The sequence below is a fragment of the Pristimantibacillus sp. Z349TD_6 genome (assembly GCF_056173205.1).
The window spans coordinates 652,654-666,418 of record NZ_CM149662.1 but is presented as its reverse complement, the minus strand read 5'-3'; the positions used below and the strand labels follow the sequence as shown (position 1 = coordinate 666,418).

General features: G+C 44.1%; 12 protein-coding genes. 3 read left to right on the top strand and 9 right to left on the bottom strand.

Features of this window, described 5'->3' with window-relative positions; translation table 11 throughout:
• Positions 1–149: 149 nt before the first annotated feature.
• Entirely contained in the window at positions 150–2,165 is a 2,016-nt protein-coding gene (locus AC0VYE_RS02945; RefSeq protein ID WP_475445928.1) for a beta-galactosidase, read from the bottom strand.
• A 345-nt stretch (positions 2,166–2,510) separates the two neighbouring features.
• Between AC0VYE_RS02945 and AC0VYE_RS02940 the strand changes: the two genes are divergently transcribed.
• The 3 genes from AC0VYE_RS02940 to AC0VYE_RS02930 all read left to right on the top strand — a co-directional run bounded on the left by AC0VYE_RS02940 (position 2,511) and on the right by AC0VYE_RS02930 (position 6,893).
• The gene (locus AC0VYE_RS02940) at positions 2,511–4,754 is read left to right on the top strand and encodes an AraC family transcriptional regulator (RefSeq protein WP_475445927.1); all 2,244 of its coding nucleotides are present in this window, start codon (positions 2,511–2,513) and stop codon (positions 4,752–4,754) included.
• A 222-nt stretch (positions 4,755–4,976) separates the two neighbouring features.
• A complete protein-coding gene (locus tag AC0VYE_RS02935; protein WP_475445925.1) occupies positions 4,977–5,714 on the top strand; it encodes a class I SAM-dependent methyltransferase in 738 nt (245 codons plus the stop codon).
• Between the two features lie 1,002 nt (positions 5,715–6,716).
• Positions 6,717–6,893, top strand: a complete 177-nt coding sequence (locus AC0VYE_RS02930) for a hypothetical protein (protein WP_475445923.1) — start codon at positions 6,717–6,719, stop codon at positions 6,891–6,893.
• Positions 6,894–6,986: 93 nt separating this feature from the next.
• On the opposite strand, the gene AC0VYE_RS02925 is transcribed toward AC0VYE_RS02930, so the two are convergent.
• The 8 genes from AC0VYE_RS02925 to AC0VYE_RS02890 all read right to left on the bottom strand — a co-directional run bounded on the left by AC0VYE_RS02925 (position 6,987) and on the right by AC0VYE_RS02890 (position 13,761).
• Positions 6,987–7,862: a pentapeptide repeat-containing protein gene (locus tag AC0VYE_RS02925; protein ID WP_475445921.1), complete on the bottom strand. Its 876-nt coding sequence runs from the start codon at positions 7,860–7,862 to the stop codon at positions 6,987–6,989.
• Between the two features lie 270 nt (positions 7,863–8,132).
• Positions 8,133–9,188 (bottom strand): ABC transporter substrate-binding protein, encoded by a 1,056-nt coding sequence (locus tag AC0VYE_RS02920; RefSeq protein WP_475445919.1) that lies wholly within the window; start codon positions 9,186–9,188, stop codon positions 8,133–8,135.
• A 25-nt stretch (positions 9,189–9,213) separates the two neighbouring features.
• On the bottom strand, positions 9,214–10,077 hold the full coding sequence (locus AC0VYE_RS02915) for an ABC transporter permease (RefSeq protein ID WP_475445917.1): 864 nt from the start codon (positions 10,075–10,077) through the stop codon (positions 9,214–9,216).
• Entirely contained in the window at positions 10,077–10,871 is a 795-nt protein-coding gene (locus tag AC0VYE_RS02910) for an ABC transporter ATP-binding protein (protein ID WP_475445915.1), read from the bottom strand. The genes AC0VYE_RS02915 and AC0VYE_RS02910 overlap by 1 nt, the downstream gene beginning before the upstream one ends.
• Before the next feature lie 530 nt (positions 10,872–11,401).
• Positions 11,402–12,154, bottom strand: a complete 753-nt coding sequence (gene map, locus AC0VYE_RS02905) for a type I methionyl aminopeptidase (RefSeq protein ID WP_475445913.1) — start codon at positions 12,152–12,154, stop codon at positions 11,402–11,404.
• Positions 12,155–12,602: 448 nt separating this feature from the next.
• Positions 12,603–12,791: a hypothetical protein gene (locus AC0VYE_RS02900; RefSeq protein WP_076268380.1), complete on the bottom strand. Its 189-nt coding sequence runs from the start codon at positions 12,789–12,791 to the stop codon at positions 12,603–12,605.
• A gap of 181 nt (positions 12,792–12,972) precedes the next feature.
• A complete protein-coding gene (locus AC0VYE_RS02895) occupies positions 12,973–13,194 on the bottom strand; it encodes a hypothetical protein (protein ID WP_076268381.1) in 222 nt (73 codons plus the stop codon).
• Positions 13,195–13,332: 138 nt separating this feature from the next.
• Entirely contained in the window at positions 13,333–13,761 is a 429-nt protein-coding gene (locus AC0VYE_RS02890; protein ID WP_475445911.1) for a PaaI family thioesterase, read from the bottom strand.
• Positions 13,762–13,765: the final 4 nt, after the last annotated feature.

Sequence of the window (13,765 nt, the reverse complement as noted above, 5' to 3'; positions counted from 1 at the left end):
GAACGAATTAGCGAAATGAACAGTGAACGATTTAAACTTTTATGTATTAACAAGCCATTTCACTCGGAATAGGCGTCAAAAAAACCACAAGATCGTCTGCTCGAAGTGTCATTCGAGACGAACGAAATCGTGGTTTTTAAAATCATTGCTTATGCTTTTTGCAAAATCATAACGCCATGCGGCTCTATGTCTACCGTTCCACTCACCTGACGATTAGTTAATAGGTCGAAATAGCTCACATTTTCGAGAGAAATCGTCGATTGATGGCTGTTATGGTTCAAAACAAACGTATATACTTGATCCCCTTTGGCTCTCTGTGCGAGTTCTACACCTGCTGCCGCTGTGAACGGAGCAACAATCTGATGTTTTGCACACAACGTTTGGATCAAATCCGCTAACAGCTTTTGTTCCGGCGCTGTAGCTACGTAATAGGCTTCACCTGAACCAAATGCGTTTACCGTCAGCGCTGGCATGCCCGCGTAAAAATCTTTGCCATACGTCCCGATTGCTCTCGCTCCCTCAAGATGAAGAAGATCACATAGCAAACCACACTCATACGTTCCTGCTACATGGCCAAATGCCTCGCCAATTTCAATACTATTGCGCATCTCAGGCAGCAGGCTGTCAATCTCCTCCACCCATAGTCCCAGCAAATTGCGGAGCTTGCCCGGGTATCCGCCTAGCGTAACCAAGTCGTTCTCGTTGACGATGCCGCTAAAGAAGGTGGTGATGAAGGTGCCTCCATTTTGTACAAATGCTTCAATTCGCTCAGCAACACCTGGCTTTAACATATATAGCACGGGAGCTACAAGTATTTTGTATTTGGAGAAATCGCTCAGCGGACTAAGCACATCGATCGCCACATTCTGATCGTAAAATGCTTTGTAATACTTTTGCGCTTGATCCAAATAATTCAGATCAACACTGGGCCCGCTCGTAATTTCTACCGCGTTCCATGTATCAATATCGAACAATAACGCGACCTCGGCATGAACCTCCGAATCAAGCAAACGATCGCCAAGCTCATCAAGCTCACGACCGAGCACAGCGCACTCACGAAATACTCGCGTATCCTCGTGACCGACATGCTCGATAACTGCACCATGATATTTCTCGCATGCCCCGAATGAGCGGCGAAGCTGGAAGAACATAACCGTGTCGGCGCCATGCGCAACGGCTTGATAGCTCCAAAGCCGCATCACGCCGGGACGCTTCAAGCTATTATAAGGCTGCCAGTTTTGCTGGCTCGGCGTTTGCTCCATCAGCATGAAGGGCTTGCCGTCCTTTAAGCCGCGCATATAGTCATGGCGCATCGCCACATTGCCCATAGGCTCATTCATTTGCGGATAGCTGTCCCAAGAGACAACATCCATCGCTTCGCCCCATTTTTTCAGATCAAGACCATTAAATAAGCCCCAAATATTCGTCGTAATCGGAATATCCGGCGTAACCGCCTTCAGCTCCGCATATTCAACTTGGTAGCAGCCGAGTATAGAATCGGACATAAATCGCTTATAATCAATCGCCATGGGCTGGAAATTACGGTTATCTCCGTTTAAATTGGATGGCGGTACGATTTCCTCCCATTCGTAGACAGTGTGTCCCCAAAAGCTCATATTCCACTCCGCGTTCAGCCGCTCAATCGTCTCGTATTTCACCTTCAACCATTCGCGGAATTCCGCCGCACAGCCGCTGCAATAACAATGCGTGCCGTATTCGTTGTTAATATGCCAAATGAGCAGTGCCGGATGATCCTTGTATCGCTCGGCTAATTTACTTGCCAGCTGACCCGATAATCTGCGGTAGGTCTTGCTGTTTGGACAAAAGTTCGTACGTGCGCCATGCGTGCGCTTCCTTCCATCCACATCAACAGGCAGCACATCCTCATATTTGCGCGACATCCATGCCGGCTGTGCAGCGGTTGATGTGGCGAGACAAGCATAAATCCCATTTTCCGCGATGAGGTTCAGCAGCTTGTCCAGCCAGCCAAAATCATACGTATCCTCCGATGGCTGCAGCTTCGCCCAGCTGAATACAGGAAGCGTTACTACATTAATTCCCGCTTCTTTAAACAGACGCATATCCTCATGCCATATCTCCTCCGGCCACTGATCCGGATTATAATCTCCTCCATACCAAATCTGCTTCAGCTTCGTATTAATCATATCTTCACGGTCCCTTCTGCCATTAGCGTCGAATTCCGTGACATTCTAACGGATAAAGCACCCCGTTGTCATCCAACTTCCAGCGTTTCGCCGATAAGTTCACTGTGGTTTATATTGTTCACTCCATAAAATCAAGTTCATTCACCTTCATTTATTTGGTTCATTGCACCAAGATGCAAGTGAAGATTATAATGTTCCTTGTATCAGCGAGCTGACTAGTGAAATATTCAAACTAATTCCTAAAAGGCACACGATCAACGTTTGGCTATCTAGGGAAGCGCTTACGCTAATACAGTTAACCATGTTAATTCCAAAATGTTCTACATATATAAAGGGGGAGCCAACATGCCAGCTGTTCAATTGAAAAACAACGGAAAACTATACAGTAAGCTGCTGTTCACGATCACTTTGTGCATCGTACTTACTCTAATGGTATCCTCCTTGTTTAATTTCTTCACTTACATGCAGATTGATTTGAAGAAAGCCTACCAGTCAGACGTCAGCAATCTAACCCAAACCAGTAAAGAAGTTATCAGCATGACCGAGAGCGCACAGTCCCTCTCCTTTCAAATCTATCGAACCTTCAGTGTATCTAAGCTAATGTTCTACAATGACCCTAACATCTATGATGTTACGGCAGCGATGAACGAATTGAACAACTATTTGAACTCTATGCCGTTCATTGAATCCATTTATGTGTACAATTCGGCCAATGGCTTGTTCTACACTGCCAGCCGTCAAGCCGAAGGGGGCACGTTCAATAAAGAGGAGCTTGCGGATAAAGGGATACTTGATATTCTCGATAACTACCAGGAGTATCGTCCGTTCACGCCTATTCCGAGAACGTATAAAACGGTTAATCTCACCGGTGAGCAGTTAACGAAGGCTTATACCTATTTAGGTTATGATGCTATCGGTCGTACGCAGACGATTAATTCTGCTGTTATTATTAATATTTCTTCCGCTTGGATCAACAAGGACATTGGCGTCAATAAGAGCGACAGCGAGGGTAAATCCTATATTCTCGACAATCAGAACCTTCTGTTGTCCGGCGATACCCTTTTACCTAAAAAACTAAGCAACGAGGATAACCGCATCATTAATGAAAAGATTAAAAACAAAGAATCTGGTTATGTTGTTGCCGACTTTGACGGAAAGAAGTCTCTTATCTCGTATACTTCTCCCGACTCCTTGGACTGGCAATACGTACGTGTGACACCATACAAGCATGTAACTAAAGCTATTTATTCCATCCGAAATACAACGATCATGATTGCTGTCATCATTTTGGTCATCGGCTTGCTTATCTCGTGGCTGCTCTCTCTAATGCTGTATCGTCCTATTCATCAAATTATGAATAAGATGAATATTCTCGAAACAGAAAAACGCAACAGCTCCTATACCATTAGGCAAAATATGCTGCGCAGCCTTATCCAAGGCTCGCAATCGCTGCAAACAAACGCACAGCTGCAGAAGCTGATGGTCAGCGGAATCACTTTCGACTTTCATGCGCGTTACCGCGTCGTCCTCTTAAAAATTGACGAGCTCGCAGCTCTGAAGCAAAATCGCGGAGACGATCTGCATGTCTATAAGTTTGCCATTATGAATATCGCTTCCGAGATTGCTCATAACGATTATCGTGTAGAAACCGTCGATATGGATGCCGATTATGTCATTATGCTTCTAGGCCGGCCCGACGAATCCGATGAGCTTGATGACGAGATGCTTCGAAACATGCTTGCCAAAATTCAGCGTTCCTCGTTGGACTTTTTGAAAATTGGTCTCTCAATTACGTATAGCCCTGAGGCCTATCAGGCACAGCAGCTCTCTACCCATTACAAGCTGGTGAAGGAGGCATCGCAGCATCGCTTGTTCTATGGTCTTGGCTCTCTAATTAACGGACAGGATATCATAGCTCTGAAATCGAAGGAATATATCTTCCCCGCTGACAAAGAGCGGAAGTTAACCGATGCCTTAATGACCTCAAAGACCGAGGAAGCCAAAAAACTGTTTGCAGAAATCGTACAGGAAACGGCGCAATATCCGATCCATGTCGTTCAGCTCGCCATCTCGCATCTAACGATGACCGTCAACAATATTTTGTTCACGATCCAAAAAAACAACAGCTTGGACGTTGAAGCAAGCCTAAGCATCCATATTCCAACGCCGGATCATTTTGAAACGATTAATGAGCTTAATGAAGTTTTCTTCTCCTTGTTCGATGACATTCAAATGAAGCTTTCCATGAAGCGCTCCACCAAACAAGGTGATCTAATTCGCAAGATTAACGATCTTATCCAAAAGGAATACGCGAATCCGAATCTGAGCCTGAACTGGATTGCTGATGAATTAGACATGTCCTCTATCTACTTGAGCCGGGTATATAAACAGCAGACGCTGGCTACTATTGTTGATGTCATTAATAATGTACGCATGGAACGTGCGAAGGAGCATTTGGAGAATACCGATTTGTCGATCGTAGATATCGCGGTGAAGAGCGGCTATACGAGCAGCTCCTACTTCCACCGAATGTTTAAGAAAAGCTTTGGCGTAACGCCTTCCGATTATCGTAAAACGAAGCTTGGCTAAAACTTTCTGCTCTCTGCGAATAATCCCAACACAGTTAGATTATTTATAAAGTGCCCCTTTCCTTTGCTTTATATAGAGCAGAAAGGGGTATTTTATTATATTAGATTAGTAATGCGTCATTTCAACATAGAGCAGTAGTGTAAAGCCAAGTTTATTGATATATGAGTAAAGTTCAGTTAGCATGTTGGTGAAGGCTATTTTAGTATATGGGGGTCCAATGGAATGAAACAAAATAAATATGATGATTCAACTTTTTTCTCACAATATAAGGAAATGGCTCGTTCCACCCATGGACTTGAAGCTGCGGGAGAGTGGCATGTATTCAGATCCTTACTGCCAGACTTAAATGGTAAAAGCGTGCTTGATTTAGGCTGCGGCTTCGGCTGGCATTGCCTCTACGCTCGTGAACAGCAAGCAAGCTCAGTCGTAGGTGTTGATATTTCTGAGAACATGCTGCAAAAAGCTCGGGATCAAACGAATGACGCCGCCATTACCTACATACAAATGCCGATTGAAGATATCGCATTCTCAGATTCTCAATTTGATATCGTTATCAGCTCATTAGCTTTTCACTATATCGAATCCTTTGATACCCTGTGCAAAAAGATACATGCTTGTCTAAAGCCGGGAGGCTCTTTCATTTTTTCAGTGGAGCATCCTATATTCACTTCCCGTGATGAACAAGATTGGCATTATGATGACCATGGAAACCGTCTGCACTGGCCAGTTGATCAATATCAGTCAGAAGGCTTACGCAAAACCTCCTTCCTAACCGATAATGTGATTAAATATCATCGCACCGTTTCAACATATATGAACGACGTAATTAGTGCTGGCTTTGAGTTAAAAGCCATTAAGGAACCTATGCCTTCGGAGGAAATGATGAATAACCCGCTGATGTTTGATGAGAATCGCAGACCAATGTTCCTGATTATCTCAGCGCAAAAAGCTTCCAACTAACATACAAACATCGCATTTATGATACGACTCAATCGCCGATTGTTTCGATTTTTCGGTGTAATGGGCGCTTGAGTCGCGTTGGCTTCACCCTATCGAGTTCAGATGGTGTTATTTACACAATATTACGTTCAAACGTGTGGAAAATCGCCGCGATATAAGCGGCACATTGTTGCTAACGAACTCAGATGACGTTATTTGTGGCTTTTAAGACCAATTTCTTTTCTAACGAACTCAGTTCACGTTATTCACACAGAATAGCGTTCAAACATGTGGAAAATCGTGAAATAAGCGGCGCTGAGTTCGTTAGATTGAAAAACAGGCAGATTTATCGCAAATAAGGTGTCTGGTGTTCGTTACGCGATTGTATAATTCAGAATTCATCTTTGAATGATGATGGTTGATTCTGAGGCATTCGTTTTGCAGATTGTTTCCTAACATTCAAACGTGTGGGAAATCGCGAAACAAGCGGCACGTCGTTGCTAACGAACTCAGATGACGTTATTTGTTACTTTTGAGACCAATTTGTTTTCTAACGAACTCAATTCACGTTATTTACACAAAATTGCGTTCAAACATGTGGAAAATCGCAAAATAAGCGGCCCTGAGTTCGTTAGATTGAAAAACAGGCAAATTAATCGCAAATAAGGTGCCTGGTGTTCGTTACGCGATTGTATAATACAGAATTCATCTTTGAATGATGATGGTTGATTCTGAGGCATTCGTTTTTACAGAGTGTGTCATAACATTCAAACGTATGGGAAATTGCGAAATAAGCGACACGGTGTTGCTAACGAACTCAGATGACGTTATTTGTTACTTTTGAGACCAATTTGTTTTCTAACGAACTCAGAGCACGTTATTTACACAAAATTGCTTTCATCCGTGTGGAAAATCGCAAAATAAGTGGCGCTGAGTTCGTTAGGTTGAAAAACAGGCAGATTTATCGCAAATAAGGTGTCTGGTGTTCGTTAGCCGATTGTATAATTCAGAATTCATCTTTGAATGATGATGGATGGTTCTGAAGCATTCGGTTTGTGGTTTGTGGTTTGTGGTTTGTGGTTTGTGGTTTGTGGTTTGTGGTTTGTGGTTTGTGGTTTGTGGTTTGTGGTTTGTGGTTTGTGGTTTGCGGAGGCAATTGTTCCATCGGCAACAAACCATAAAAGTAAAATGGCTGCCTAACGGCAGCCATTCGTATAATTAGGTCAACCAGAATCTTCTGGTTGGCCTTTTTAATGTAATGTGCAATAGTACACTTGGGCATTCGTTCATTTTCTATGCTAACCAGTGTGTTGGACGAGTAAGCGTCGGCGGAAGTTTTGTATCTGCATTCCCTTTGGCTGCGTTAAGCTGAAATTGCGTGAGAAAGAGACTTTTTGAGAGGTTTGCACCACTGAGGTCAGCGTCTCGAAAATCAGCTCCGATAAGGTCCGCCGCTCTAAGATCGGCATCTCTGAGATCCGCAGCTATCAGATAAGACCCTCTTAGATTTGCTCCGATAAGATCAGCACCTCTAAGCTTAGCTCCCATGAGATCGGCGCCTCTTTCGTAGGTCTTCTTACGGCCTCGAGTGTTACTCTGCTTATTCGCACGAATGGCTTCCTCGCGTACAAGCTCACTTGCTTTAAGAAGCAGCTTGTTGATTTCCAAACGATGTGCTGACACATTCAATTCCACCAATGAATCCGGGCTCAGGCGAGTGAACCGTTCTGTTTCTTCGAGCATAAATTTAAGTTCATCGTGAATCGATTGTGTCGTTTCCAGTGCAAGCGCCTCGTTTAAATACCAAAGCAGCTCATAGAGTTGCCGCATGACCCGGAATACCTCGTACATTTGCTCCGCGGTATCTGGTACCTGCCGCCAATCTTGTCCGTTATAGGTTACCTGTGAAACCTGTTGACCAGCTCCAAAACAATCGTAAACTGTACAACCTTTAAATCCCCGCTCCCTAAGACTTTGATGAATGCCGCAGCGAAAGTTCGATTGCAAATTGCTGCATGGCTGACCGGCGTCTTTATCGATCGCAAAATCTATAGAAGCTGTGAACGGCAATGAAACACAGCATAAACCAAAACAATTCTCGCAGTCAGCATGCAGACTGCCTCTATTCCATTCAGGAATGGATTGTGAAAATTCGTGTATCACAGACAATGTGAGACCTCCTAACCAATACTTGGTGCAGTTAAATGAACTTTCATCTATATAAACAGATTGTTTTTATTCCAGTTCTTATATCCTATTACTGTAAATCCCTTCAGTCAATACCGACAGCGGCGCATGTGCACGGAAAAAATCATTTAAACTAAACTTTACCAAAATAGTTGAAGCTTCGTATGGAAGAACTATATATCCTCACATAAAAAAGAGTTACAGATCACGGCTACGTGTCTGCATCCCTTTTCCAAAAAAACTAGTCCTTTATCATTTACCAGGCAAAAACTCTGTCGTAAATATCTCCTTGGCGTCGAACTTATTTTTGAGCAGCCCTAGATCAGCAAGCTGATTGATCAGCGTCGACCAACGCTCCTCTGTCATATAGCCAAATCCATGCTCAGCAGCATCCCCGCCATAAACAAATTCCTTCTGAGCTTGATCCTCAAAATCGATCGCATCAAGATCAATATTCGGATTAGCTGCATGAATAGCGGCATTCACTTCCTTAGAAGTATCCTTATAAGACATCCAGCCCTCGGAGAAGGCAGCGACAAAATTTCCGACGGTTTCTTTGTTTTTCTCCAAATACTCTTTTGTGACGAACAATACGACATTGTATGGATTATAACCAGATTCGGAAATAAGCAATGTTTTTGTTTTTACGCCTTCCTTCTCCATGAAGAACGGCTCTGAAGTTAGGAATGCTTGAGTGACCGATTCTGGATCAGCAAGGAAATTGACATGCTGGCCAGTGTAGGTCATTTCTTTTGCTCCGCTCAAATCATATTTGCTCTTCAAAAAGTCCCAATACGTAATGCCCGGCTGAATAAATACGGTTCTGCCATTGAGGTCCTCGAAGCTATTTACCTCTGCACTTTCTTGAAACATGAATGCTTGCGGACTGCCTTGAAGCGCCGCTGCTACGACAACCAAATCAATCCCCTGATTTTTGGCGATAACGATTTGATCCGCATGAGCAAGACCGAACTCCGCTTTTCCAGAAGCGACGATTTGCACAGCCGAAACCTGCGGGCCTCCCGGCTCAAGTGTAACATCAAAACCATGCGTCTCAAAAATCCCCTGCTCCTTGGCCGCATATACACCGCCATGCTGTGCCTTTGGGAACCAGTTCAGAACAAGCTTTGCTTTCTTCGTTTCTACAGGAGCTTTGGGCTCTTCTGTAGTAGCCGTTTCTGCAGTTGGTGAATTCTCTGTTGTATTTGCCGGTGTGTTATTTCCAGACTTCCCTCCACATGCTGCGAACAAGACCATCATTAGCGTTAGCGATAAAGCAACTCCCCCGAATTTCATCCATTTCTTCATTTTGTCTCTCCTCCACTTTTTCTATTTATTTTCTTGTCTTCATCGCGGACTCATGCCATGAGCCCAGTACTCGCTTAGAGATCATGCTGACGATGAGATAGAAGCTGATGCCTAAAATAGCTGAAGCAATACCGCAAGCAAATAAAAAAGGTGTTTTCATCTGTACAGCAGCTATCGTAATGGCGTATCCGAGCCCGCCTTTGCCTCCCCCGATTCCTGCCACATACTCCCCTACAATGACTCCAACAATCGATAGGGTACACGATATTTTCAAACCAGCCATGATGTAAGGCATTGCAGCAGGTAGGCGAAGCTTCCACATCTTCTGCCACTTTGACGAATTGTAAAGCGTGAACAATTCATCCATATTGGAATCCACTGAATTTAATCCCATTAATGTATTGGAGACAACAGGGAAAAATCCGATTAAAAAGGAGATAACGACGATAGAATTGTAGCCGGCGCCAAACCAGATTACGACAAGTGGAGCTACAGCAACAACGGGAATGGTCTGAAGGATAATGGCGTATGGATAAATGCTTCGCTCCATAATGAGTGAGCTGGCCAGCAATATGGAGATGAAGATACCGATCACCGCGCTAAGCAAAAAGCCTACTACCGACTCCAAAACAGTAATGCGAACGGCTTCCCACAAAATGGACCAGTCCTCGATTGCTGCTTTCAACACATCCGTCGGTTTAGGGAAAATAAAAGGCTTCATGCCAAGCCAAGCGGGAATGAGCTGCCAGAGCGCCACGACAAGAACAAAGGCCACAATCGGTCCTAGATAATAATGTTTGAATGTATATCCGAAATTTCGGCTTGTTTTCTTCACAACAACAGGCGTCTCAAGCTTAGGCTGCAAGGTTTCGAATGATGAGATCGACATTAACCCAGCTCCTTCCGATGAGTGCCATGCTCCAAATAAGTTGAGGCAAGCTCAACATATTTACCGAAATCCCGCTCGGTTCGCATGCCAAGCGTTCTTGGATAAGGCAGCCGCACATTAATTAAAGCAGATAATTTTCCAGGACGTGCCGACATGACGGCAATCTTGGAGGATAGCAGAACCGCTTCAAACACATTGTGCGTCACGAACAAAACGGTCATTTTCTCACGTTCCCATATATCAAACAGCTCCATTTGGAGGGTTTGCCTTGTAATTTCATCAAGCGCTGCAAAGGGCTCATCCATGAGCAGAAGTTTTGGCTTCGCTGCTAGAGCGCGGGCAATGGAAACTCGCATTCTCATGCCCCCAGAAAGCTGCCTTGGATATGCTTTAAAATGATCCTTTAAACCAACCATCTCCAGCACTTGTTTGGCCGCTTCTTTATTTTCTTTCATATTTCCACCTCTGAGCTCCAGAGGTAAAATGACATTGTCCAGCACAGAGCGCCACGGCAATAAATTAGCTTCTTGGAATACATAGGCAATATCGTTCGACTCACGGATCAACTGCTTCGGCTCCTTGCCATTCACCAGCACACCACCAGAGGTAGCCTCCTCCAGCCCCGCTACCATTCGAAGCGCAGTAGACTTTCCACAACCAGACGGTCCTAGAAAGCTGATAAACTCTCCCTCTTTTATGGAGAAATGAACATCACTTAGCGCGATGGTTCCGGTATTATATATTTTACTTACTTGGTTAAAGGCTACGATTTCTTTCCCTGCCACATCATTCACATCGTCTCCCCCTTTTCCGCTTAACAATCGTCAAATGATATTGGTTTTTATGTTAATTTATATGACATATTATCATTCGAAATACCTAGGAACAATAGCTAAGTTAGCTAAAATTGACCGCACATTATTGTGCAATCCTAATAAAACTAACTTGAATGCGTTATATTCATGGTGATCATAAAGTAATTTATGTTAGAAAATCTAACTCAAACTGACTACTTTTATAAAATGCAAACAAAAAAAGTGATCATCCAAAAAAATCAGATGATCACTTCTAATTAATTAGCAGCATTAACATGTCCAATATGTGCGTTGATTGTGGAGATGGACAAGCTTTCTTTTCCACTCCTCTTCCCGTTCGCGTTCCACAGAAAAGAACTCTTAATCCATGGCTGTTTTTGGCATTTTCATTGAATTTATGCAGCGCATATTCAACCCAAACACGAAAATAAGCAAACTAAAAAAGCCGAGCAGCAGTTAGATCCTGCACAGGCTCGACTTTTGATTATGGTCAGTTAAAACTAATATCATTATTCCCAGCGGGTCAACACGATTGGACCTTCCTTCGTAATCGCCACGGTATGCTCAAATTGCGCCGCCCATGCCCCATCTCTAGTCCGAGCCGTCCACCCATCCTGTGCTATATATACGTCGGCTCTTCCTGCTGTAAGGATCGGCTCTATTGTTATCACCATACCTTCTTCAAGCAAAATCCCCTGACCAGGCAAGCCATGATGCATAACCTGAGGAAATTCATGCATGCTTCTGCCGATGCCATGACCAACAAAAGCTGTTACTACCTCAAAACCAGCTCTTTCCGCTCTTCTTTGAATCGCGTATCCGATGTCTCCCAGTCGATTGCCTAGCACAGCTTGCTTTATTCCATCTTTTAACGATTGCTCTGCTGCAAGGAGCAGCTTTTCTGTGGCTATATTCGTCTTGCCAATCGCATAAGTCCATGCTGAATCAGCTTTCCATCCGTCCAAATCAGCCACCATATCAATCGTAACAATATCACCTGCTTCCAGCGGCTCAGAGTCTGGAAAGCCGTGGCAAACAACCTCGTTAACGGAGGCACACGTAGCAAATGGATATCCTTTATAGCCTTTCTGCGCCGGAGTCGCCCCTCGATCCAGCATGAACCGCTCAACAAACCGGTCAATCTCCTGCGTGGTGACACCCGGCGCTATCCGTTTCGAAAGCGCTTTGTGACAGGCAGCGACAATACGGCCAGCTTTACGAATGCCCCGAATATGTTCCTTTGTCTTCAAATCCACTGCCATGTGTGTACGTACCTCCTTAAGGTTTTACGTAGTAAAATCCACTTCGAAAGCATAGACCTAGGTTTTACGATAGTAAAATCCACTTCGAAAGCATAAGCCCAGGTTTTACGTAGTAAAATCCACTTCGAAAGCATAGACCCAGGTTTTACGATAGTAAAATCCACTTCGCAAACATACCCCGCCTATGACAACGAGTAGATTTGTCTATGTATAACTTATTCGAGAAAAGGGAGACACATGCCCATCAGATATGGCGAAATTATGATTTGGAAGGAGAAATATTCGTGGCACTCGCGAGTGACCAAAAATAATCTGGGGTTAGTTGGATTGGTGCTTAATCCGTTTTCAGAAAAACCTAGCATCCTAAGTTTGCACTTCCTGTAAAAAACAAAAAGACTTTGCATCCTGCCTATAGACAGTTTACAAAGCCGTATCCTTCATGATGAGTCTAGCTGACCGAGGAGTTGATTCTGCACAATTCATTTTCCACCAATGTCGTTAATTCATCTTCGTAGCCCCCGGTAATCCGGTACTTTCGAATATACTCTTTAACAAATTTACGCGGGTCCTTGGGTTGAAAAATTCTCGTGAGTTCTTTCAGGCTTTCCTTGACTTCATTCTGGCTATGCTTCGCCATGAAATCTCCTCCTCTTTACGTTGGATGGTCGTCCTAAACAGCATTATACGAGACCGCATGCGGCGATTACACCGCAAGAACCCCCACTCGGTGCAGGCAACTCCATGGCCAATGAGTCACAATGTTCGCATTTTTCTTACTATTATAACATTTAGGTTCAGAATATGAAAGTTAACAATTATTAATCTCTTGGCGCGGCTTTTTTGGATTTGGGCGGCTTCTTATGCTCAGAATCCCTTGCGGTTGTTATGCTAATTACGTTTGGAGGCGAGACATCAGCTGACTGGTGAGACGTAGAAGAAAGCCGATCTTTACGAAACATTCTTAAATATGCGATTACTCCAATAATAGCGACTAAAATTCCGAATGCTAAAACCAATGTCGTTACCCAGCCCTGAACCATGTCCTCGCCTCCTTCCCCTATTACTTTTATCGGTATATTACGCTTAATTATTAGTTCAGTTCCACACAAGCTTTTTTTCCATAATTAGGTATTATTATATCGTACTAGAAGCAAGCAATCAACTTACGAAAATGTGAACTAAATGATCCGATACGCGCCGATCCCGCAAACGAGCAGCTTGCCTGCGTCATCCTTGACCTGCGCTTGCAGCGTCAGTGTACGTTCTGTTCGGTGAACCAGCTCTGCTTCGCAAAGCAGCACGCCTCCCTTGGCGCTGGCGAGAAATTGTGTGTTCAAATTTGCCGTTACCGCACTTTCCTCAGGTGCTGCTAGCATAACCACAAGCCCCATCGCATTATCCATCAAAGACATCAGCACTCCGCCGTGAACGATGTTTAGCAGATTAAGATGCCGCTCCGTTGCATCTAGGCAAATGGCCGCTTTGCTTGCGTTTGCCTGCACGATTTCACAGCCAAGCAATCCCCAAAAGGTGGCTTGCGCACGTTCTGCGAGCCTTGTCAGATGACCGGCTTGATCTGCCTGTTGAACAAACCAATCCTCATCCATACCG